Annotated in this window: 21 protein-coding genes; 11 read left to right on the forward strand and 10 right to left on the reverse strand. The window is 73.3% G+C overall.

What is annotated here, in order from left to right; all coding sequences use genetic code 11:
- Positions 1–2: 2 nt before the first annotated feature.
- From OG455_RS00385 to OG455_RS00435, 11 genes are all read left to right on the forward strand, one after another.
- Entirely contained in the window at positions 3–1,361 is a 1,359-nt protein-coding gene (locus OG455_RS00385) for an MATE family efflux transporter (RefSeq protein ID WP_266288910.1), read from the forward strand.
- A gap of 112 nt (positions 1,362–1,473) precedes the next feature.
- Complete coding sequence (locus OG455_RS00390) at positions 1,474–1,722, forward strand: acyl carrier protein (protein WP_266288912.1); 249 nt, start codon at positions 1,474–1,476, stop codon at positions 1,720–1,722.
- Positions 1,715–2,941, forward strand: coding sequence for a beta-ketoacyl synthase N-terminal-like domain-containing protein (locus OG455_RS00395; protein ID WP_266288914.1), 1,227 nt, complete (start codon positions 1,715–1,717; stop codon positions 2,939–2,941). Before OG455_RS00390 ends, OG455_RS00395 begins: the two co-directional genes overlap by 8 nt.
- A complete protein-coding gene (locus OG455_RS00400; RefSeq protein ID WP_266288916.1) occupies positions 2,938–4,197 on the forward strand; it encodes a hydroxymethylglutaryl-CoA synthase family protein in 1,260 nt (419 codons plus the stop codon). The genes OG455_RS00395 and OG455_RS00400 overlap by 4 nt, the downstream gene beginning before the upstream one ends.
- Positions 4,194–5,009 (forward strand): enoyl-CoA hydratase/isomerase, encoded by an 816-nt coding sequence (locus tag OG455_RS00405; RefSeq protein WP_266288918.1) that lies wholly within the window; start codon positions 4,194–4,196, stop codon positions 5,007–5,009. Before OG455_RS00400 ends, OG455_RS00405 begins: the two co-directional genes overlap by 4 nt.
- Positions 5,006–5,755: a polyketide synthase gene (locus OG455_RS00410; protein WP_266288920.1), complete on the forward strand. Its 750-nt coding sequence runs from the start codon at positions 5,006–5,008 to the stop codon at positions 5,753–5,755. The genes OG455_RS00405 and OG455_RS00410 overlap by 4 nt, the downstream gene beginning before the upstream one ends.
- Complete coding sequence (locus OG455_RS00415) at positions 5,752–6,843, forward strand: 2-oxo acid dehydrogenase subunit E2 (protein WP_266288922.1); 1,092 nt, start codon at positions 5,752–5,754, stop codon at positions 6,841–6,843. The genes OG455_RS00410 and OG455_RS00415 overlap by 4 nt, the downstream gene beginning before the upstream one ends.
- Positions 6,844–6,930: 87 nt before the next feature.
- Positions 6,931–9,114 (forward strand): ACP S-malonyltransferase, encoded by a 2,184-nt coding sequence (fabD, locus tag OG455_RS00420; protein ID WP_266288924.1) that lies wholly within the window; start codon positions 6,931–6,933, stop codon positions 9,112–9,114.
- On the forward strand, positions 9,083–10,492 hold the full coding sequence (locus OG455_RS00425; RefSeq protein ID WP_266288926.1) for a PfaD family polyunsaturated fatty acid/polyketide biosynthesis protein: 1,410 nt from the start codon (positions 9,083–9,085) through the stop codon (positions 10,490–10,492). Before fabD ends, OG455_RS00425 begins: the two co-directional genes overlap by 32 nt.
- A 109-nt stretch (positions 10,493–10,601) precedes the next feature.
- Entirely contained in the window at positions 10,602–11,813 is a 1,212-nt protein-coding gene (locus tag OG455_RS00430; RefSeq protein ID WP_266288928.1) for a cytochrome P450, read from the forward strand.
- A gap of 132 nt (positions 11,814–11,945) precedes the next feature.
- A complete protein-coding gene (locus OG455_RS00435; RefSeq protein ID WP_266288930.1) occupies positions 11,946–12,680 on the forward strand; it encodes a 4'-phosphopantetheinyl transferase in 735 nt (244 codons plus the stop codon).
- Between the two features lie 7 nt (positions 12,681–12,687).
- Here the strand turns inward: OG455_RS00435 and OG455_RS00440 are convergent, their stop codons facing one another.
- The 10 genes from OG455_RS00440 to OG455_RS00485 all read right to left on the reverse strand — a co-directional run bounded on the left by OG455_RS00440 (position 12,688) and on the right by OG455_RS00485 (position 20,308).
- Complete coding sequence (locus tag OG455_RS00440; protein ID WP_266288932.1) at positions 12,688–13,275, reverse strand: GNAT family N-acetyltransferase; 588 nt, start codon at positions 13,273–13,275, stop codon at positions 12,688–12,690.
- Complete coding sequence (locus OG455_RS00445; RefSeq protein ID WP_323185366.1) at positions 13,272–13,403, reverse strand: hypothetical protein; 132 nt, start codon at positions 13,401–13,403, stop codon at positions 13,272–13,274. The genes OG455_RS00440 and OG455_RS00445 overlap by 4 nt, the downstream gene beginning before the upstream one ends.
- Positions 13,404–13,502: 99 nt before the next feature.
- Positions 13,503–14,621 carry an SMP-30/gluconolactonase/LRE family protein gene (locus OG455_RS00450; protein WP_266288934.1) on the reverse strand — a complete coding sequence of 373 codons (1,119 nt, stop codon included), beginning with the start codon at positions 14,619–14,621 and terminating at the stop codon, positions 13,503–13,505.
- 71 nt (positions 14,622–14,692) lie between these two features.
- Positions 14,693–15,658 (reverse strand): sugar kinase, encoded by a 966-nt coding sequence (locus OG455_RS00455; RefSeq protein ID WP_266300611.1) that lies wholly within the window; start codon positions 15,656–15,658, stop codon positions 14,693–14,695.
- 41 nt (positions 15,659–15,699) lie between these two features.
- A complete protein-coding gene (locus OG455_RS00460) occupies positions 15,700–16,326 on the reverse strand; it encodes a bifunctional 4-hydroxy-2-oxoglutarate aldolase/2-dehydro-3-deoxy-phosphogluconate aldolase (protein WP_266288936.1) in 627 nt (208 codons plus the stop codon).
- Between the two features lie 17 nt (positions 16,327–16,343).
- Positions 16,344–17,177 carry a hypothetical protein gene (locus tag OG455_RS00465; protein WP_266288938.1) on the reverse strand — a complete coding sequence of 278 codons (834 nt, stop codon included), beginning with the start codon at positions 17,175–17,177 and terminating at the stop codon, positions 16,344–16,346.
- Positions 17,171–18,316, reverse strand: coding sequence for a galactonate dehydratase (gene dgoD / locus OG455_RS00470; RefSeq protein WP_266288940.1), 1,146 nt, complete (start codon positions 18,314–18,316; stop codon positions 17,171–17,173). Before dgoD ends, OG455_RS00465 begins: the two co-directional genes overlap by 7 nt.
- Complete coding sequence (locus OG455_RS00475; RefSeq protein WP_266288942.1) at positions 18,313–19,029, reverse strand: FadR/GntR family transcriptional regulator; 717 nt, start codon at positions 19,027–19,029, stop codon at positions 18,313–18,315. Before OG455_RS00475 ends, dgoD begins: the two co-directional genes overlap by 4 nt.
- A gap of 61 nt (positions 19,030–19,090) precedes the next feature.
- A complete protein-coding gene (locus OG455_RS00480; RefSeq protein ID WP_266288944.1) occupies positions 19,091–19,858 on the reverse strand; it encodes an SDR family NAD(P)-dependent oxidoreductase in 768 nt (255 codons plus the stop codon).
- A gap of 123 nt (positions 19,859–19,981) precedes the next feature.
- On the reverse strand, positions 19,982–20,308 hold the full coding sequence (locus tag OG455_RS00485) for a hypothetical protein (RefSeq protein ID WP_266288946.1): 327 nt from the start codon (positions 20,306–20,308) through the stop codon (positions 19,982–19,984).
- Between the last annotated feature and the right edge of the window lie 65 nt (positions 20,309–20,373).

Below are 20,373 nucleotides of genomic sequence, written 5' to 3' on the forward strand. Positions count from 1 at the left end.
GCATGGCGTTGCCCATCGGGATCGGCCTGCTCTTCCAGACCCTCTACTATCTGGTCGACCTGTACTTCATCGCCCCGCTCGGCAAGGCGGACATCGCCGGGGTCAGCGGCGCGGGCAACGCCACCTTCCTGGTGCTGGCCCTCACCCAGGTCCTCGGCGTGGGCACGGTGGTGCTGGTCTCCCAGGCGGTCGGGCGCAAGGACCGGGCCGACGCGACCGGGGCGTTCAACCAGGCGCTGGTGCTCTCGGTGATCGGCGGCGGCGCCCTGCTCGTGGCCGGCTACCTGCTGCTCGGTCCGTACCTCGACTCGATCACCGGCGACCCGGCGGCGGTGCACGCCGGCCGCCTCTACCTGTACTGGTTCCTGCCGTCGCTGGCGCTGCAGTTCCCGCTCGCCACCATGAGCGCCGGGCTGCGCGGCATCGGCATCGTCCAGCAGCCGGTGATGATCCAGACGTTGAGCGTGCTGCTGAACGCGCTGCTCGCGCCGTTCCTCATCGCCGGCAAGGGCCTCGGCCACGGCATGGGCGTCGCCGGCGCCGGCCTGGCCAGCACCATCTCGGTCGCCTTCGCCGTGGTGGTCCTCGCGGTGTACTTCCAGCGGACCGAGCGCCACATCACCATCGATCCCGCCCAGTGGCGGCCCCGACTCGACCGCTGGCGGCGGCTGCTGGCCATCGGTCTGCCCGCGGGCGCCGAGTACGCGTTCCTCTTCGTCAACTCCGCCCTGGTCTACTGGGCGATCCGGGGCTTCGGGTCCGCCACCCAGGCCGGCTTCGGCGCCGGGTCGCGCCTGATGAACGCCGTGTTGCTGCCCGCCATCGCCGTCGGCTTCGCCGCCGGGCCCATCGCCGGACAGAACTTCGGCGCGGGCCGCGCCGACCGGGTCGTGCGCACCTTCTCCACCGCCGCCGTCGCCATCATCGCGGTGATGGTGCCGCTGACCGCGCTCGTCCAGCTGGACCCGTCGGGCCTGATGCGGCTGTTCAGCTCCGATCACGCGGTCGACACCGCGGGCGGGGAGTTCCTGCGCCTGCAGTCGTGGAACTTCGTGGCCCAGGGCCTGATCTTCACCTGCTCCAGCCTCTTCCAGGGCCTGGGCAACACCCGCCCGGCGCTGCTGAGTTCCAGCGGCCGGCTGGTGCTCTTCGTGGTGCCGCTGATCTGGCTGCACTCCCGCCACGACTTCAGCGCCGACCAGGTCTGGTACCTGTCCATCGCCACCGTCACCGTGCAGGCGCTGGCCAGCCTGGCCCTGCTCCGCGTGGAGTTCCGCCGCAGGCTGCCCGGCGCGGGCGCCGGCGCCGACCCCGACCCGGGCCCGGCGACGGCCCTGGCGACCGCCGCCGAACCGGCCTGAGGTCGCCCCCCGATCCCCCGATCACCGGATCACCCGATCCCCGGATCACCCGATGTCCCGCCCCCCGATCTCCCGATCCCCCGCCGGGAGCACGACCAGAAGGAGCATGCAGATGGACCAGGACGAGATCGTCCGACTGATCGGCGCGCACACCGTCGAGGTGCTGCCCGAGCTGGCGGACCACACCTTCGTCCCCTCGGACGAGCTGCAGGAGCTGGGAGCCGACTCGGTGGACCGCGCCGAGATCGTCTCGCTGGTCCTGGAGTCGCTGGCGCTGGACATCCCGCGCGCCGAGCTCTTCGGCCCGCAGGACATCGGCGAGCTCGCCGAGCGACTGGCGAAGAAGCTCGCCGATGCCTGAGCCGGTCATCACCGGGATAGGCGTCACGGCCGCCATCGGCCAGGGGCGCGACCGCTTCCTGGAAGCGCTCCTGGCCGGCCGGCAGGCCTTCGGCGTGATGACCCGGCCCGGCCGCCAGCACGCCTCCTCGGCCTTCCTCGGCGCGGAGATCGCGCACCTGGAGCTGCCGGCCTCGGTCCCCGCCAAGGTCCTGCGCAGCGTCTCCTGGACCAGCCAGGTCGCGCTGGCCACCGTCACCGAGGCGTGGGAGGACGCCAAGGCCGACGGCGTCGACCCGCGGCGCGTGGGCCTGATCGTCGGCGGCTCCAACCTGCAGCAGCGCGAACTCGCGCTGCTGCAGGACCGCCACCGCGACCGCCCGGAGTTCCTCAAGCCCGGCTACGGCCAGCTCTTCCTCGACACCGACGTGGCCGCGGTGTGCGCCGAGCAGCTCGGCGTGCGCGGCCCGGTCCACACCGTGGGCGGCGCCTCCGCGGCCGGCGCGCTGGCCGTCATCGAGGCAGCGCAGGCGGTCCGGGAGGGGCGCCTGGACCTCTGCGTCGCGGTCGGCGCCCTCTCCGACCTGTCCTCCTGGGAGTGCCAGGCGCTGCGCTCGCTGGGCGCGATGGGCTCGGACCGGTACGCCGACGACCCGGCCGCCGCGTGCCGCCCCTTCGACCGCGACCGCGACGGCTTCGTCTACGGCGAGAGCTGCGCGGCCCTGGTCATCGAGTCCGCGCCCGCCGCCCGGCGCACCCCCTACGCCGACCTGGCGGGCTGGGCCTTCGTCGCCGACGCCCACCGCAGCCCCCACCCGTCCCTGGACGGGGAGAGCGCGGTGATCCGCGCCGCCCTGGAGCACGCCGGCTGGCGGCCCGAGGACGTGGACTACGTCAACCCGCACGGCAGCGGGTCAGGGCGCGGCGACGAGACCGAACTCGCCGCCCTCGCCGCCTGCGGGCTCGGCGGCGTGCGGCTCAACGCCACCAAGGCGCTGACCGGCCACGGCATCAGCGCGGCCGGCGCGGTCGAGGTCGCCGCCACCCTGCTCCAGATGGAAGCCGGGCGGCTGCACCCGACCCGCAACCTCGCCCACCCCATCGACCCCCGCCCCCGCTGGGTGGGCCCCGAGGCCGAACCGCACTCCGTCCGCCGGGCGCTGAGCCTGAGTTACGGGTTCGGCGGCATCAACACCGCGATCTGCCTGCGCAACCGCGACGAACACGAGGAGACGACATGACAGTCGGCATCGAGGCCATGAACGTCTTCGGCGGCAGCGCGGTGCTCGACCTGGAACGGCTCGCCGTCCACCGGTCGCTGGACCGCACCCGCTTCCAGAACCTCCTGATGAAGGAGAAGGCCGTCGCCCTCCCCTTCGAGGACCCGGTCACCTTCGCCGTCAACGCCGCCCGCCCCATCGTGGACGCGCTCTCCCAGGAGGAGCGCGACCGCATCGAACTGGTCATCACCTGCACCGAGTCCGGCGTGGACTTCGGGAAGTCGATGAGCACGTACATCCACCACCACCTGGGCCTGAGCCGCACCGTGCGGCTCTTCGAGCTCAAGCAGGCCTGCTACGCCGGGACCGCCGGCTTCCAGATGGCCGTCAACTTCATCCTGTCGCAGGCCTCCCCCGGCGCCAAGGCACTGGTCGTGGCCACCGACATCTCGCGGTTCGTCGTCGCCGAGGGCGGTGACGCGCTCACCCAGGACTGGTCGTTCGCCGAGCCCAGCGCCGGAGCCGGCGCCGTCGCGATGCTGATCAGCGACCGCCCCGAGGTCTTCCAGGTGGACGTCGGTGCCAACGGCTACCACGGCTACGAGGTGATGGACACCTGCCGCCCGATCCCCGACAGCGAGGCCGGCGACGCCGACCTGTCGCTGCTGTCGTACCTGGACTGCGCCGAGCAGGCGTTCCAGGAGTACTCCCGGCGGGTCGCCGACGTGGACTACCGCACCACCTTCGACCGGCTGGTCTTCCACACCCCGTTCGGCGGCATGGTCAAGGGCGCGCACCGGATGATGATGCGCAAGGTCGCCCGCGCCAAGGCACCCGAGATCCAGCCGGACTTCGACCGCCGGGTGCGGCCCGGCCTGGAGTTCTGCCAGCGGGTCGGCAACATCATGGGCGGCACCGTCTTCCTCGCCCTGGCCAGCACCATCGAGAACTCCGACCTCCCGGGCCCGAGCCGGATCGGCTGCTTCTCCTACGGCTCCGGCTGCTGCTCGGAGTTCTACAGCGGCGTGGTGACGCCCGAGAGCCGGGCCACGCTCGCCGCCATGGGCATCGCCAAGCACCTCGACACCCGCCACCAGCTCACCACCGACGAGTACGACCTGGTCGTGCGCGGCGGCACCGCCATCAGGTTCGGCACCCGCAACGTCACCATCGACCAGGACTTCCTGCCCCAGGCCCGGGCCGCGCAGCCCGGCCGGCCCAAGCTGGTGCTCACCGGCATCCGCGAGTTCCACCGCGAGTACGAGTGGGTGCGATGAGCTCGGCGACCTACCAGAGCCTGCGGGTCAGCCGCCAGGGCACCGTCTGCCGGATCCGGATGGACCGGCCGCAGGCCCGCAACGCCATCAACACGACGCTGGTCAACGAGTTCCGCGCCGCCCTCGCCGAGCACCGCGACACCGCGACCGTGGTCGTGGTCGAGGGCCTGCCCGAAGTGTTCTGCACGGGTGCCGACTTCGCCGCGCTCGGCGAGGGCGGCCAGGGCGGCCAGGGCGGCCAGGGCGGCGAGGGCGGCGCCCGCTCGGGCGGCGGCGACCCCGGCCCGCTGTACGACCTCTGGCTGGACCTGGCCACCGGTCCGTTCGTCAGCATCGCGCACATCCGGGGCGAGGTGACCGCGGGCGGCGTCGGCTTCGCCGCCGCCTGCGACATCGCGCTGGCCGACGACACGGCCCGGTTCAGCCTCTCCGAACTGCTCTGGGGGCTGCTGCCGGCCTGCGTGCTGCCCTTCCTGGTGCGGCGCACCGGGGAGCAGGCGGCCCGCTACCTGACGCTCACCACCCAGCCCGTCCCCGTCACCGACGCCCTGCGCTACGGGCTGGTGGACGCCTGGGACGCGCGCAGCGACGACCTGCTCCGCCGGCACCTGCTGCGGCTGCGCCGGCTCACCAAGCCCGCGGTGACCCGCTGCAAGGCGTACTTCGCCGAGCTGAACCCGGCCCTCGCCGCGTCCCGCGCCCCGGCGCTCGCCGCCAACCGCGAGGTCTTCGGCGACCCGCGCAACCTCGACGCCATCGCCCGGTACGTCAGGACCGGCCGGTTCCCCTGGGAAGAAGAGGAGGTCCGATGACCCAGCCAGTGGTCGACATCAGGGAGACCGACCCCGGCGTCGTGCGGATCACCATGCGGGACGAGGAGCACCGCAACACCTTCTCCCCGCGACTGGTGCGCGGCCTGATCGACGCCTTCGCGGCGGTCAGCACCGACCCCTCCTACCGGGCGGTCGTCCTCACCGGCTACGGCCCGTACTTCTGCACCGGCGGCACCCGTGAGGGGCTGACCATGCTGCACGAGGGCCACGGACGGTTCACCGACACCAACCTCTACAGCCTGGCGCTGGAGTGCGAGATCCCGGTGATCTCCGCCATGCAGGGCCACGGCGTCGGCGGCGGCTTCGTCTTCGGGCTCTTCGCCGACGTGGTGCTGCTGAGCCGGGAGAGCATCTACACCACCAATTTCATGAAGTACGGCTTCACGCCCGGCATGGGCGCCACCTGCGTGCTGCCCGCCAAGCTCGGCCCCGACCTGGCCCAGGAGATGCTGCTCTCCGCCCGTGGCTTCCGCGGCGACGAACTGGCCCGGCGCGGCGTGGGCCTGACCGTGCTGCCGCGCGCCGAGGTGCTGCCCCGGGCCGGCGAACTGGCCCGGGAGATCGCCGACAAGCCGCGGGGTGCCCTCGTCGCGCTGAAGGCGCACCTGGTGCGCGGCCTGCGCCAGGAGCTGCCCGAGGTGATCGAGCGCGAACTGGTGATGCACAGCGCCACGTTCCACACCGCGGAGGTCGGCGAGCGGATCGAGAGGCGGTTCGGCAGATGACGACGCACGCGGAGCCGACGCACGCGGAGCCGACGCACGCGGAGCCGACGCACGCGGACGCGCCGGCCGCCGAGGGGCGCGGCCGGGTCGGCGTCCCCGCGCCCCGGCTCGCCAGGGCCGGCGACGACGCCGAGGTCACCCGCTGGCACCGCGCACCCGGCGAGCGGGTCGAGGCCGGGGAGCCGCTGGCCGACCTGGAGACCGACAAGGTCGTCCTGGAGGTGGTGGCGCCGGCGGCCGGGGTCCTGGCCGAGATCCTGGCACCGGTCGGCGCGACGGTGGCGCCCGGTGACGTCCTGGCGGTCGTGGCGACCCGGGAGGAGGCTGACGCGCGGACCGGCGTGCCGCCGGCGGTACCCGCGGAGCCCGGGGAGCCCGCCGGCCGGCCGGGCGGCGGGCGCAGGGAGCCGATGAGCCGGATCCGCCGGCGCATCGGCGAGAACCTGATGCGCGCCCAGAGCACCCAGGCCATGGTCACCACCGTCAGCGAGGTGGACCTCACCGCGGTCCGGCACCTGCGCGAGCGGTACAACTCCCGCCCCGGCGGGGCCCCTCGCACCCGGCTCGGCATCGTGCCCTTCTTCGTCAAGGCCGCTGTCGCCGCGCTGCGCCGCTTCCCCGTGGTCAACGCGACGATCGACGGCCCGGACGTGGTGCACCGCGACCGCTACGACCTCGGTGTCGCCGTCGCCACCGACCGCGGCCTGCTGGTGCCCGTGGTCCGGGACGCCGGCCGCAGGTCCTTCACCGAACTGGAGGAGGAGATCCAGGCGCTCGCCGCCCGGGCCCGCTCGGGCCGGCTGGATCCGGCCGACCTCCAGGACGGCACCTTCACCATCACCAACGGCGGGGTGTACGGCTCGCTGCTGTCCACCCCGATCATCAACCACCCGCAGTGCGCCATCCTCGGGCTGCACGCGATCCAGGACCGGCCCGTCGTCGTCGACGGCGACATCGTGGTGCGGCCGATGATGTACACCGCGCTCACCTACGACCACCGCCTGGTCGACGGCAGCGAGGCGGTCCAGTTCCTGGGAGAGATCAAGAGGTGTCTGGAAGAACCGCGCCGACTGCTCGCCGACGAGTGACTTTCGTGTCCGAAGTACCAGAAGTACCAGAAGTACCAGAGGTGTCAGAGGTGTCAGAGGTGTCAGAGGTGTCAGAAAGGGGCGCACATGGCTGAGCCGATCGTCTTCATGTACTCCGGACTCGGATCGCAGTACCACCGGATGGGCTGGACGCTCTACCAGCAACGGCCGGTGTTCCGGGCGGCCATGGACCGGATGGACGCGCTCCTGACGCGCGAGACGGGCCGCGGCGTGCTGGCCGAGGTGTTCGGCGCGCACCACGGCGTCTCCGAGCCCTTCAGTGACCCCGCCCTCACCCATCCCGCGATCTTCATGACCGAGTACGCGCTCACCCAGGAGCTCGCCGAGGCCGGCCTGGTGCCCGACCTCGTCCTCGGAGCCAGCGCCGGCATGCTCGCCGCCGCGGTGGCCGCCGGCGCCCTCCCGTGGGAGGAGGCGCTGCTCAGCTCCGCCGCCCAGCCCGAGCTGATGCGGCGCAGCTGCGGCCCCGGTGCCATGGTGGCGATCCTGGACGAGCCCGCCCTCTTCCACAGCGCGGACCTGGACCGGTACGGCGAGATCGCCGCGTACAACTTCGACACCCACTTCGTGCTGTCCACCACCGCCGAGCTGCTGCCCGAGGTGGAGCGGGTGCTGACGGAACGTCAGGTCGTGCACCAGAAGCTCGCGGTCGGGCTGCCCTACCACTCGCGGTGGATCGAGCCCGCCAGGGACGCGATGCTCGGCCACCTGCGGGCGCTGCCGTGGGCGCCACCGACGGTGCCCGTGGTGTGCTGCGCCGCCGCCCGGCAGCTGGACCGGCCGACCGCCGAGCAGCTGTGGACCGTCGCGCGCGAACCCATCAGGTTCCAGCAGACCATCCGCGCCCTGGAGGCCGCGGGGGCCTACCGCTACCTCGACGTCGGCCCCTCCGGCACTCTGGCCACCTCGGTGAAGTACCTGCTGGACGACACCGCGTCCACCGTGACCACCGTGCTCTCGCCCTTCGGCGGGGAACTCGCGCGGCTGGAGCAACTCCTCGCCGACGCCCCGCGCGTCCCGCGAGCCCCGCGCGACGTGGCTCCCGCGACTCCCGTAGCTCCCGTAGCGCTCGCGGCTCCTGCGGCTCGCGTGGCTCCCGTAGCGGCGCCCGCGCCCGGGTCAGCCGCCGGGGCCGGCGGCGCCGCCGGGGCGAAGACCGCCTTCGTCTTCCCCGGCCAGGGCTCCCAGCGTCGCGGCATGGGCGCCGGGCTCTTCGACGAGATCCCCGAGTACCGGCGGGTCGAGCGCGAGGTGGACGAGATCGTCGGCTACTCGATGCGCACCCTCTGCCTGGAGGACCCGGACAAGCTGCTCTCCGACACCCGCTACACCCAGCCCAGCCTCTACGTCGTCAACGCCCTGCACTACTACCGCGCCCTCCAGGAGGGCCCGGTCCCCGACTACGTCGCCGGGCACAGCCTGGGCGAGTACAACGCCCTGCACGCGGCCGGGGTGTTCGGCCTGCTGGACGGCCTGCGGCTGGTGAAGCGGCGGGCCGAGCTGATGGCCGAGGTGCGCGGCGGCGGCATGGCCGCGGTCGTCGGCCTCGGGCCGGACGCGGTCGCCGAGGTCATCGACCGGCACGGCCTGTGGGACCTCGACATCGCCAACCTCAACGCGCCCACCCAGGTCGTCGTCTCCGGCCCGCGCGAGGTCGTCGAGGGCGCGGGACCCGCCTTCGAGGCGGCCGGCGCCCGCGTCTACCAGCCGCTGCGGGTCAGCGCCGCCTTCCACTCCCGCTACATGCGCGAGGTCGCCGACGAGTTCGCCGCCTTCCTCGCCCCGATGAACTTCGCCTCCCCCGCCGTCCCGGTCGTCGCCAACGTCACCGCCGGGCCGATACCGCCCGGCGACCCGACCGCGACCGTCGCCTCCCTGCTCACCCGGCAGATCGCGCAGCCCGTGCGCTGGAGCCAGAGCGTGGACTTCCTCCTCGACCAGGGCGTCACCGACATCCGGGAGTGCGGCCCCGGCAAGGTGCTGGCCCGGCTGGTCCAGCAGATCCGCCAGGCCCGCGAGGACCAGCAGCAGGACCAGCGGGACCAGCAGGGCCAGCAGGGCCAGCAGCACGAGCCGCACCGGCGCGACCGGCAGGAGCGCCTGGCCCCGCCGGCGGCCGCACACACCGCCCCCGGACACACCGCTCCCGGGCACACTGCTCCCGGGCACCGGCCGCACCCCGCCGCCGTGCGCCTCGCCCCGGTGGGAGGTGGCAGCAGTGTTCGCGAACCCGTCGGGCATCACGGCTGAGAGCCTCGGCAGCGCCCGCTTCCGGGCGGACTACGGCCTCAGGTACGCCTACCTGGCCGGCTCGATGTTCAAGGGCATCAGCTCCAGCCGGCTCGTGGTCGCCATGGGCCGGGCCGGCCTGATGGGCTTCCTCGGCACCGGCGGCCTGAGCCCCGAGCGCATCGAGGCCGGCATCCGCGAGATCCAGGCCCAGCTCCCGGACGGGCAGCCCTACGGCGTCAACCTGCTCGCCAACCTGGCCCGGCCCGAGGCCGAGGAGCAGGCCGTCGACGTCTTCCTGCGGCACGGCGTGCGCAACGTGGAGGCCGCCGCCTTCGTCAGGATCAGCCCCAGCCTGGTCCGCTGGCGCCTCACCGGCCTGGACACCGGACCCGACGGCCGCATCGTCCGACCCCGGCGGATCCTGGCCAAGGTGTCCCGTCCCGAGGTCGCCGCGGCCTTCCTCAGCCCGCCGCCCGAGGCCCTGGTCAAGGAGCTTGTGGCCGCCGGCCGGCTCACCGAACGCGAGGCCCGGCTCGGCGAGCACATCGCCATGGCCGACGACATCTGCGTCGAGGCCGACTCCGGCGGCCACACCGACCAGGGTGTCGCCTACGCCCTGATGCCCGCCATGACCGCGCTGCGCGACCGCATGCGCACGCGGTACGGCTACGCCGACCCCGTCGGCCTCGGCGCCGCCGGCGGCATCGGGACCCCGCAGGCCGCGGCGGCCGCCTTCGTGCTGGGCGCGGACTTCGTGGTGACCGGCTCGGTCAACCAGTGCACCCCCGAGGCCGGCACCAGCGACTCCGTGAAGGACCTGCTCCAGGGTCTGGACGTGCAGGACACGGTGTACGCGCCGGCCGGCGACCTGTTCGAGCTGGGCGCGCGGGTCCAGGTGGCCCGGCGCGGACTGTTCTTCCCCGCCCGCGCCAACCGGCTCTACGAGCTGTACCAGCGCAACGACTCCCTCGACGCGATCGACCCCGAGACCCGCAGGACCATCGAGCAGCAGTACTTCGGCCGCACCTTCGAGGAGGTCTGGCAGGAGACCCGCGACCACTACGCGCGGGTGGACCCGCAGGTGCTGGCCGCCGTGGAGGCCAACCCGAAGCAGAAGCTCGCCATGGTCTTCCGCTGGTACTTCGTGCACTGCACCCGGCTGGCGATGCACGGCGTCGAGGAACGGCGCGTCAACTACCAGATCCACTGCGGGCCGGCCATGGGGGCCTTCAACCAGTGGGTCAAGGGCACCCAGTACGAGCACTGGGCCGACCGACCGGTGTCCGTGGTCGCCGAGCTGATCATGCAGGGCGCGGCCGGGCAACTGGCGGACCGCTTCGCCGCCATGACCGGTCCGGACACGGCGGCAGCGGCCACGACGGCGGCCACGGCCTGACGTCCGGTCGCGGCGCGTTCCGGCACCACGTCAGCACAGGCATCACGAGCATCACGAGCATCACAGGCATCACAGGCATCACAGGCATCAAGAGCATCAGGAGAGAGCAATGGACACCCACGACAACTCAGCCACCGACCTGCGCGCCTACCCCTTCGAGGAGTTCACCGGCGTGCTGTCCGACGAACTCGCCAAGGTGGTCGAGAACGAGCCGGTGAGCCGGGTGCGGCTGCCCAGCGGTGCCCCCGCGTGGCTGGTGACCGGCTATGACGAGGTCTGCCAGGTGCTCACCGACCCGCGGATCACCCGCATGGTCGGCCGCGACGGGCCGCGCATCGGGGTGTCCTCCATGGCGCCCGACGCGCCCCGCCGCTCCATCAACATGGACGGCGCACCGCACGCCGCCCTGCGCCGCCTCGCCTCCCGCCCCTTCAGCGCCCGCCGCATGGAGGCGCTGCGCCCGCGCGTGCAGGAGATAGCGGACGAGCTGATCGACGCCCTGCTCGCCGAGGGCGGCCCGGCGGACCTGGTGAGCGGGTTCGCCCAGCCCCTGCCCATGCGGGTCATCTGCGAACTGCTGGGTGTGCCGCCGGAGGACCGCTCCCGCTTCTCGGCCTGGTCCGACGCGATCCTCTCGGTGACCGCGCACAGCCCCGAGCAGGTGCGGGACGCGATGATCGCGCTGGCCGGCTACCTCAACGCCGCCGTCGCCGCCAAGCGCGTCGCCCCCGCCGACGACCTGCTCTCGCAGTGGATCGCCGCCCAGGCCGAGGACGAGGAGCTGACCGACGAGGAGTTGGTCGACCTGGCCGTCTCGGTGCTGATCGCCGGGCACGAGACCACCGTCAACGCCATCGGGACCGGCATGGTGGTCCTGCTGCGCAACCCCGGGCAGCTCGACGCGCTGCGCGCCGAACCCGCCCGCACCGAGCGGGTCGTCGAGGAACTGCTGCGGGTCGCCATGCCCAGCGACCTCTTCCGCATCATGGTCGCCCTGGAGGACGTCGAGGTCGGCGGGACGACGGTGGCCGCCGGCGACGCGGTGATGCCGCTGCCCTTCGCCGCGAACTTCGACCCCAAGAAGTTCGGCTGCCCGCACGACTTCGCCCCGGACCGCGCCGAGACCTCCCACCTCACCTTCGGCTACGGCGCCCACTTCTGCCTCGGTGCCGCATTGGCCCGCCTGGAGCTGGACATCGCCTTCACCACCCTGCTGGCCCGCCTTCCCGAGCTGCGGGCGGGCGGCGACCTCGATGCCCTGAAGTGGCGGGCGGGCCTGGCCGTCAGCGGTCCCGAGAAGGTGGAGATCACCTGGTCCTGACGGCGCCCACCGCGGGTCCGCCGCCCCCACCGCGGCGGGCCCGGGGCGGCCCCGCCGGCCCGAGGCCGGTCCGGTCACCCGCGTCCCACTGCCCCAGGATCCCCGCCCCCCAGCGCGCTCAGGAGCCATGACGTGATCGAGGAGCTACTGCCCGACGGCGTCGCCTCGGCCTGCGTGTTCGAGGACCTCCCGGCCGACGCCGACGGCGCTCTCTTCCCCGCGGAGTCGGCCGCCGTCTCGAAGGCGGTACCGCGGCGGCAGGCGGAGTTCAGGACCGTGCGCGGCTGCGCCCGGCGCGCCCTCGGGGAGCTCGGCGTACCCGCGGTCGAGCTGCTTCCGGGCAGACGAGGCGCGACCGCCTGGCCACCGGGGATCAGCGGGAGCATGACGCACTGCCCCGGTTTCCGCGCCGCGGCCGTCGCCCGCACCCAGCACGCCGCTTCGATCGGCATCGACGCGGAACCGAACCTGCCGACGCCCGAGGTCGTGCTGCGCAGCGCCACCCTGCCACCGGAGCACCGGGCGGTCACGGCCCTGTCGGACCACCGGCCCGAGATCCGCTGGGACCGGCTGCTCTTCAGCGCCAAGGAGTCCGTCTTCAAGGCCTGGTACCCGCTGATGCGGCGTGAACTCGAGTTCTACCAGGCCGAGATCGAGATCGACCCGAACGCGGGCACCTTCACGGCACAGCTGCTGGTGCCCGGCCCGGTGGTGGCCGGGCGACGCCTGGACACGTTCTCCGGCCGATGGCTCGTCCGGCGCGGCCTCATCGTGACCGCGATCACGCTGCCCGGATCGCCCGAGGAGGAGGCGCACGAACCGACGGAGCGGCAGGCGGACGGCCTGGCCTCGCCGGAAGAACGCTGACGCCGCCTCACCCTGCCGCACCGTTGTGCCCGGCGGTGCCGGCGCCGGGATGACGGGGGCCGAGCAGCACCACGAGGCCGCCGGAGTCCGGCTCGGGCAGGGTCACCGGGTGCCAGCCGAGCCGCCGGTAGAAGTCCAGCGGCCCGCCGGCGGCAGCCGTGGTGAGCAACCAGCACCGATCATCGGGGACCCCAGCACTGATCTCCTCCACCAGCGCCGCTCCGGCACCGCGGCCGGCGTGGTCGGGGTGAACCGCCAGTTCGTCGACCTCACGGGCCCCGCAGAGCCAGGCACGGGTGCGCGGCTGACCGAGGCCGCCGCTGACGTGCGCATAGCAGCGGTCGGCGGGAAACGGCCGCGGGGTGGTCCAGGCCGTGGCGAATCCGATCAGGCGGCCGTCCTCCCCGTAGGCCGTAGCCGCGGTGAAACCGGGCCGGCGGGCGTCGCGGGCGAGCCGGAGCAGGTAGTCGTCGGCCGTGTGCGCGGGCTCGTGCCACGGCGGCCCGCCGAAGGCCGCCGCGTACACCGACCTGATCTCCCCGCCCAGTGCGAGCAGCGCGCCGGGACCGAGCCGAGCGACCTCGACGGCGGTCACGCGACGCTCACCTCGTCGGCCATCGCGACGCCCACCGCCCGCCCCGGCAGCCACTCGTCGCGCACCAGCCCCGCGCCCGTCCCGTCCCAGCGGGACTCGACCCCCAGCACCACCGGCGACCCGGTCACCAGCCACACCTCATTCTGCCCTTGGATAGTAGTTGCACATACTATGCATCAAGCGTTCCGGTGTCACCGCGCGTCCCTGCGGAGCCATGTGAGCCACCCTCAGCAGCCGCTACGCGCCGGCCCTTGGTGATGATGCCCTGGGACTGGATCGGCATCGTGACGATCCGCATCGACACCCGGTGCAGGACGTCGACGAACGGGATGATCAAGCGGCCCACCATTGTCGACAGTACTCGCGGTCCGAGCCCCGCGTGCCGCTGTGGCACCCTCTCCGGTGCCCCCCGGTGTTCCGATGGCCGGCCCCGGCGGCCTGCTCCCCCCGATCGGTCCGCGGACTCCCTGCCGGTAGGCGCGAGCGGGCGGGGCCGAGGCGTCGACGGGAACGCGGAGCACCGATCCTGCCGGGTCGGCCGGGTGGCCGAGGCCGTAGCGGGCCGTGGTGACCAACAGGCGGCCACCGGATGGTGTGAGACATACGGAGGTGGGTTGGGAGGTGGGCAGGCGCAGGGTCGCCAGGCGGGTGCCGTCGGGGTGGTAGCGGTGGACGGCGCCGTGACCCCAGATCGCCACCCAGAGGCAGCCGTCGGTGTCCACGGTCATGCCGTCGGGGGAGCCACCGGCGTCCACGCGGGTGAACTCCTCGCGGCCGATGGGGTTGCCATCGGGGTCGAGGGTGCAGCGGTGGATGACGCCGGCCGCGGTGTCGGCGACGTAGAGGAGGTCCCCCGTGCTGTCGAAGGCGGGGCCGTTGACGATGGTCAGGCCGTCGAGGACGCGGTGGACGGAGCCGTCGGGGTCGGTGCGGTAGAGGGATCCGGCGCCGGTGGTGCCGTCGTAGGGCATGCTGCCGGCCCAGAAGCGACCGTGCGGGTCGCAGGCACCGTCGTTCATCCTGGTGGGGACGGGTGAGCGGTCCTCGGGGCGGGCGAGCCAGTCCAGGCTGCCGTCCGGGGCGAGCAGGGCGATGCCGGTGCCGGCGGCGGCGATCCAGTGTCCGGGGCGGTCGCCGATCGGGGCGACGGCGCCGAGCGGGACATCGACGCGGGCGATTTCGCGGGGAGTTCGCGGGCCGGGGAGGTCGGCGACTTCGAGGAGCCGTCCGGCGAGGATGTCGACGTACACCAGGCGTCCGTCGATCCAGCGGGCGCCTTCACCGAGTTCGTGGTCACCGGCGGCCCAGACCTCGACCTGGCCGGGCAAGGGGGCGGGGAGGGTCATCGAGGGTTCTCCTGGGGCTGGCCGCGTCAGGCGGCCTTCGCACGGCGGGCGAGGGTCGCGTTGACGCGGCACTAGCGAAGGGTGGTGCCGGCGGGCTGATCGAGGAGGGCGAGGTCGCGGCGGACGGGCAGGCCTTCCCAGTCACCGCAGGTGGCGACGGCGAAGGCGCCGGTGGTGGCGGCCCGGTGGAGGCGGTCCTCGGCGTCGAGCCCGTCGAGCAGGCCGGAGAGGTAGCCCGCGACGAACGCGTCGCCGGCGCCGACGACATCGACGACGGGCACCTTGCGCGCCCGCGTGCTGACGGTACCGCGCGCGGTGCTGGCGCTCGCGCCGTCGCCGGCGCGGGTGATCACCACGTCGCTGCGCCCCTGGGCGAGCAGCGCGGCGACCGCCTCGGTCTCGGGCAGGGACGGGTCCTCGGAGACCAGGTGCAGTTCGTCGGCGGAGGCGACCAGCACGTCGGCCATCCGGGCCAGTGGCAGCAGGGCCTTCCTCGCCTCGGCCGGCGACCACAGGCGGGCGCGGTAGTTGACGTCGAGGCAGACGGTGATGCCGAGTTCCCCGGCCCTGGCGGCTGCCGCGCGGACGGCCTCGGCGGCGCCGGGGCTCAGCGCGGGCGTGATCCCGGTCAGGTGGAGGATGCGGACGCCGGGGTTCAGGGCGGGCAGGACGTGGGCGGTCCGAAGGGCCGATCCGGCCGATCCCGAGCGGTAGTAGGCGACGCTGACCAGGTCGGCGATCCGGTCCTCGCGGACCAGCAGGCCCGTGGGCCGACCGCCGGCGTCGAGGTGCGCGTGGCTGACGTCGACCTGCTCCGCGCGCAGTGTGCGCAGCACGAGGGCGCCGAACTCGTCGTCGCCGACGCGTCCGACCCAGCCGACCCGGTGCCCGAGCCTGGCCAGGCCGATGGCGACGTTGGCCTCCGCGCCCGCGACGGACAGCCGCATCGGCGCTCCGAGCCTGACCGGGCCGGTGGCCCGCAGGGCGGCCATGGTCTCCCCGACGGTGACGACCTCGGGACCTGTCGCACCTGCCATGCCGGTCGTGCCGGTCGTGCTGGTCGTGCTGGTCGTGCCGGTCATGCCGCGATCTCCTCGGTCAGGGCGGTGCGCCACCGGGCGACGCGCTCACGCAGTGCGTCCAGGTCTCCGCCGCTGGCGGCGTCGCCGACCAGGGGTGAGCCGACACCCACGGCGACCGCCCCGGCGGCGAGGTGCGCGAGGGCGGAGGCGGTGTCGATGCCGCCGACGGGGACGAACGGGACAGTGGGGAAGGGGTCCCGCAAGGCCTTCAGGTAGCCGGGGCCGCCCAGGGAGGCGGGGAAGAGCTTGACCGCGAGGGCTCCGCGCTCGGTCGCGGTGATCACCTCGCTGGGCGTCAGCGCGCCCATCAGCACGGGGAGTTCGGGCCAGGTGCCGTGACCCGGATCTCTGCCGAGGCCGGGAGTGACGAGGAAGCTCGCGCCGGCGTCGGCGGCGCGGACGGCGTCCTCACAGGTCAGGACGGTGCCGGCGCCGAGAGTTACGTGCGGGCCGAGTTCACGGCGGGCCTGTTCGATCACCCACAGGGCGCCGGGAGTGGTGAGGGAGACCTCGGTGGCGGTGACGCCCTCCTCGGCGAGGGTGAGGACGGCTCTGAGCGCCGCGTCACGGTCGGTGCCGCGCACGATGGCCATCGTCCGGTACGGCAGTTCGGTCAGGTTCATGGGGGATGCCTTGTCCGTCAGCTGGTGCGGTTGTTGGTCGCGGTGATCTCGAGTTCCCAGCGCAGCGTGCCCCCGGGTGGCACCGTCGCGGCGTCGCGAGGCCCTGCCTCGGCGAGGTCGAAGACGGATCCGAGCATCGGTTCGACGCCGATGCTGCGGTAAGGGGCCGAGGCCGGGAAGCCGCGGAGGTTGCGCCACAGAGCGACGGAGACGGGGACGTCGGCGTCGGTGTGCAGGGACATGGAAAGCGTGTCGGGGCCGTCGGTGATCGTCACGCTCGCGCAGCCGGTGAGAATCGCGCCGACCGCGCTGCCGTCATCGGGGCCGAGGCGGTCCAGGCGCAGGCCGTGCGGAGCCGGCCACGGTCCGGTGATGTGGTGGGCACCGCTGGGCCAGGGGTGGGCCAGCCACTCGGCCGCTTCGGGGAAGAGCCGGGTCGAGGTGGTGTCGGGGGCGATCAGCCGGGCTTCCGGTGTGACGTCGAGCAGTGCGTGGGCCGCCCAGAGCAGCCGGTACCCCGGGGCGGCGTGCAGCTCGTAGACGGCGCGCAGCGCGGCCGGGCCGGCCTCGATGCGTCGACGCAGCACGAAGTCGGGGCACCGCAGGACGTCGGTGTCGCCGTCGCGCTGCCAGGGCCGGGACCACGCGTCGCCGTGGTCGGGGGTGCCGCGCACGGTCGGGACGCACTCCTCCAGGCCGCCGGAGTCGACGAAGGCGTCGCCCGGGCGGACGGTGGCGCGGGCCGGGTCGGGACGGTGCCACAGCCATTCGCGCTCACCTGCTCGCAACGAGGTCCACCGGCCGCCGTGGGCCGGGTCGGTGCGGGCGGTCAGCGGCAGGCGGGTCACCATTCGGCGAACGAGCCGTCCGGGTGGTGCCAGACGGGATTGCGCCAGCGGTGGCCGCGCTCGGCGGCCCGGCGCACGGCGTCCTCGTCGATGTCGATGCCGAGGCCCGGGCCGGTGGGCCGGTTGGCGTGGCCGTCGGTGAAGCGGAACGGCTCGGGGTCGAGGAGGTAGTCCAGCAGGTCGTCGCCGCGGTTGTAGTGGATCCCGATGCCCTGTTCCTGGATGAGGAAGTTCGGTATCGCGAAGGCGAGTTGGAGACTGGCCGCGAGGGCGATCGGACCGAGGGGGCAGTGCGGCGCCATCACGACATCGTGGACCTCGGCGAGCGACGCGATGCGCCGCACCTCGGAGATTCCACCGGCGTGCGAGACGTCGGGCTGGGCGACCGCGATGCCGGTGGCGAGTACGTCCCGGAAGTCGGAGCGGGAGTAGAGCCGCTCACCCACGGCAAGCGGGACGGAGGTCGAGTCGACGAGGCGGCGCAGGTCGCGGGAGTGCTCGGGGAGGACGGGTTCCTCGACGAACATCGGCTGCAGCGGCTCCAGCAGGGGCAGCAGCCGCCGGGACATGGCGGTGGACATCCGGCCGTGGAAGTCGATGGCCACGTCGCGCTCCTCGCCGAGGACCTCGCGGACGGCGGCCACCCGGTCGATGACGGCCTGGGTCCGGGCGGGGGTGTCGATCGGGCGCATCTGCGCCGAGCCGTTCATCTTGACGGCGGTGAAGCCGGCCTCGACCTGGGCCTGGGCGAGTTCGGCGACGTCGGCGGGGCTGTCACCGCCGATCCAGGCGTACATCCGCACCCGGTCGCGGACGTGGCCGCCGAGCAGCTGGTGGACCGGAACGCCGTGGACCTTGCCGGCGATGTCCCACAGTGCCTGGTCGATACCGGCGACCGCGCTGGAGAGCACCGGGCCGCCCCGGTAGAAGCCACCCTTGGTGAGGGTCTGCCAGTGGTGCTCGATGCGCAGCGGGTCCTCGCCGATCAGGTGGTCGGCGAGTTCGCGCACGGCGGCCCGCACGGTCTCGGCGCGGCCTTCGACGACGGGCTCGCCCCAGCCGGTGATCCCCTCGTCGGTGGCGACGCGCAGGAACAGCCAGCGCGGGGCGACGAGGTACGTCTCCAATGATGTGATCTTCATCCGCTCTCTCCGCGGTCGGCGTCGTCCATCAGCTCGTGGAGGTCGGTGGCGGCCTGGGCGAGCAGGTCGTGGACGGCGCGGGCGGCCGTCTCCGGTTCCCGCGCGCGCACGGCGTCGAGGACGGCCCGGTGGGCGGGTACGGCGTCGGCCCAGTGGTCGGCGCCGTGCACGATGTGGTCGCGCACGCGCAGGCCTGCCTCGATCACCACTTCCATGCGGGTGAGGAGCTCGTTGTGGGCGGCGGCGAGCAGCGCGCGGTGGAACGCGAGGTCGGCTTCGATCACGGCGTCGGCGTCGCCGCCCGCGTCCGCCATCCGGTCGAGGGCGGCCTCCAGCGCGGCGAGGTCGGCCTCGTCACGGCGCTCGGCGGCCAGGCGGGCTCCGGCCGGCTCGACGATCCCGCGGACCTCGCCGAGGTTGTCGAGGAAGGTCTCGTCGGGGATGCCCGAGCCCTGCCAGCGCAGCAGGTCGCTGTCCAGCAGGTTCCAGTCGGAGCGCGGTCTGACGAAGGTGCCGCGCTTCTGGCGGGAGTCGATCAGTCCCTTGGACGCCAGGACCCGCAGCGCCTCGCGGACGACGGTCTTGCTGACGCCGAGCTCCTGCTCGATCTGGTCGGGGTGGATCGAGGCACCCGGGGCGACCACGCCACGGATGATCCGCTCGCCGATGACCTCGACGGCCTGTCGGTGCAGACCTCGTACCGGGTGGTTCACAGTGGCTGCCCCTCTGTCGTCCCGCGCGGACCACGGGTCCGCGCGTCGATCGTCCCCGCGTTCACGAGGAAGCCTTGACGACGGACCAGCCGCCGTCCACCACCAGGCTCACGCCGGTGACGAAGGAGGCGTCCGAGGAGGCGAGGAACGCCACGGCTGCCGCGACCTCCTCGGGCCGGCCGAAGCGCTTGGCGACGGTCTCGCCGACGCTGTCGGCCCGTCCGGCCTCGTCCACCCGGTCCCAGGCCGCGGTCATGACGGGCCCGGGCACGATGGTGTTGACGCGGACCCGCGGGCCGTACTCGACGGCGAGCTGACGGCCCATCGCGCACAGGGCGCCCTTGGCGGCGGCATACGCCGGGTGGCCCGGCAGGCCGACCAGCGCGTGCACCGAGGAGGTGAGCACCACCGCGCCCGCACTGTCCTGCAGGGCCTGGGCGAAGGCGCGGATGGCCAGCCAGGAGGCCTTGAGCGTGACCGCGAGCTGGGTGTCCCACTCGACTTCGGTCAACTCGTGGGCGGGTTTGACGACGACGGCGTAGGCGTTGCTGTGCAGCACGTCCAGCCGTCCGTACCGGCTCCGCACGTGCGCGGCCAGCTCGTCCCACATCGCCGCGGAGGTCACGTCGCCGTGCCGGTACTCGGCCTGGCCGCCCTCCCGCCTGATCGCCTCGACCACGGCCTGCCCGGCCGGGTCGGCGATGTCGATGGCCACCACGGCCGCCCCCTCGGCGGCCAGCCGCCTCGCTGTGGCGGCGCCGATGCCGCTTGCGGCACCGGTGATCAGGGCGACGCGGCCCTGGAATCTTCGACAGGTCTGCTCAGTCACGTCGCCACCGTACCGCTTGTGATTAATTATGCAAATATCTGGACAGTGCCGCGTGCCCGGCTCCAGGATTCGAGCGCAGCGCAGCAGCCAAGCCGAGCGAGCGGAGGCGATTCGGCCGCCTCCTCAGCGCCTCGCCGAGGAGGTGTAGACCGCACGCAGTGCGACCAGCGCGCGAAGCAGCTCGTCGGTGCGCAGCAGGGCGCGCCCGTCCGGCGTGTGGATGTCCCACAGACCACTCCCCGCGGGGACCGCGCTACCCAGCGGCAGGGGGCGGGTGATGTCGGTGACGTCGCTGACCGCGATGTGGTCGCCGGTGGCCACGACGGCGTAGGTGCGGCCCATGCACTTGACGCGCAGGGCCGGTCCGGAGGCGGTGCACGTGCCGTCCGAGGCGGGTGGGACGGAACTCGGAGAGGCCTCGCCACACGGGCGGGTCAGGGAATCAAGCACGGCCCGTCACTCCAGGCGATCGTTCGGAGACACACCGTCAACTGTGACACAGTCGCGCCCTGGCT

This window comes from Kitasatospora sp. NBC_01287 (assembly GCF_026340565.1).
In the GTDB taxonomy this organism is placed as follows: Bacteria; Actinomycetota; Actinomycetes; order Streptomycetales; family Streptomycetaceae; genus Kitasatospora.

Coding starts and splice junctions, on each gene's coding strand:
- OG455_RS00385 (WP_266288910.1), top strand. CDS start 3: ATGGCGTTGCCCATCGGGATCGGCCTGCTCTTCCAGACCCTCTACTAT.
- OG455_RS00390 (WP_266288912.1), top strand. CDS start 1,474: ATGGACCAGGACGAGATCGTCCGACTGATCGGCGCGCACACCGTCGAG.
- OG455_RS00395 (WP_266288914.1), top strand. CDS start 1,715: ATGCCTGAGCCGGTCATCACCGGGATAGGCGTCACGGCCGCCATCGGC.
- OG455_RS00400 (WP_266288916.1), top strand. CDS start 2,938: ATGACAGTCGGCATCGAGGCCATGAACGTCTTCGGCGGCAGCGCGGTG.
- OG455_RS00405 (WP_266288918.1), top strand. CDS start 4,194: ATGAGCTCGGCGACCTACCAGAGCCTGCGGGTCAGCCGCCAGGGCACC.
- OG455_RS00410 (WP_266288920.1), top strand. CDS start 5,006: ATGACCCAGCCAGTGGTCGACATCAGGGAGACCGACCCCGGCGTCGTG.
- OG455_RS00415 (WP_266288922.1), top strand. CDS start 5,752: ATGACGACGCACGCGGAGCCGACGCACGCGGAGCCGACGCACGCGGAG.
- fabD (WP_266288924.1), top strand. CDS start 6,931: ATGGCTGAGCCGATCGTCTTCATGTACTCCGGACTCGGATCGCAGTAC.
- OG455_RS00430 (WP_266288928.1), top strand. CDS start 10,602: ATGGACACCCACGACAACTCAGCCACCGACCTGCGCGCCTACCCCTTC.
- OG455_RS00450 (WP_266288934.1), bottom strand. CDS start 14,621: ATGACCCTCCCCGCCCCCTTGCCCGGCCAGGTCGAGGTCTGGGCCGCC.
- OG455_RS00455 (WP_266300611.1), bottom strand. CDS start 15,658: ATGGCAGGTGCGACAGGTCCCGAGGTCGTCACCGTCGGGGAGACCATG.
- OG455_RS00460 (WP_266288936.1), bottom strand. CDS start 16,326: ATGAACCTGACCGAACTGCCGTACCGGACGATGGCCATCGTGCGCGGC.
- OG455_RS00465 (WP_266288938.1), bottom strand. CDS start 17,177: ATGGTGACCCGCCTGCCGCTGACCGCCCGCACCGACCCGGCCCACGGC.
- dgoD (WP_266288940.1), bottom strand. CDS start 18,316: ATGAAGATCACATCATTGGAGACGTACCTCGTCGCCCCGCGCTGGCTG.